General features: G+C 71.3%; 1 pseudogene. It reads right to left on the bottom strand.

Annotation, left to right across the window (positions count from 1 at the left end):
- Positions 1-104: 104 nt before the first annotated feature.
- A pseudogene (locus tag G5C60_RS50845) lies at positions 105-314 on the bottom strand (helix-turn-helix domain-containing protein); the annotation flags it as partial.
- Positions 315-609: the final 295 nt, after the last annotated feature.

The raw sequence follows: 609 nt of genomic DNA, 5'->3' as shown, positions 1-609 counted from the left end.
CGCTAGAAGCGGACCCGCCCTCTCCCCAATTAGGGAACTCCCTGCGGCAGTTGGAGAGGGAAAACCCTCGGCCGCCCCTCACCCGCCTGCCGGACTCCCGGCGGTCAACCCGTCCGCTGCTGCCCCGCCGCCAGCCGCACGATGTCGACCCGTGACCGGATCCCCAGCTTCCGGTAGACCCTCGTGAGCGTGGCCTCGACCGTCTTCACGCTGATGAACAGCCGGGCCGCGATCTCCCGGTTGGTTGCCCCCTCCAGGACGAGCGCGGCGACCTGACGCTCCGTCGAGGCGAGCCGGTCGAGCTCCGCAGGAGCGGACTGGAAGGCGGACGGCGGTACTGGGGCGACAACGGGGACCGCGGAACCGTCAGACCCCGGGGACCCCATGGATCCCGCCGACCCCGGACCCATGGATCCCGCAGAGCCCGGACCCATGGATCCCGCAGACCCCGGACCCATAGATCCCGCAGATCCCATAGATCCCGCAGAGCCTGCAGCGCCCGCCGACCCCGCAGACCGCACCGAGCCCGCTGAACCCACCGAGCCCGCTGACCCTACAGCCCGTGCCGAGCCCACCGAGCCCGCCGACCCCACAGCAGCTGTCTCCAAC

Origin of the sequence: Streptomyces scabichelini, from assembly GCF_011045015.1 — a bacterium.
Lineage (GTDB): Bacteria > Actinomycetota > Actinomycetes > Streptomycetales > Streptomycetaceae > Streptomyces > Streptomyces scabichelini.
Note: the sequence above shows the minus strand (reverse complement) of the source record. Positions and strands in the feature narration are given on the sequence as shown.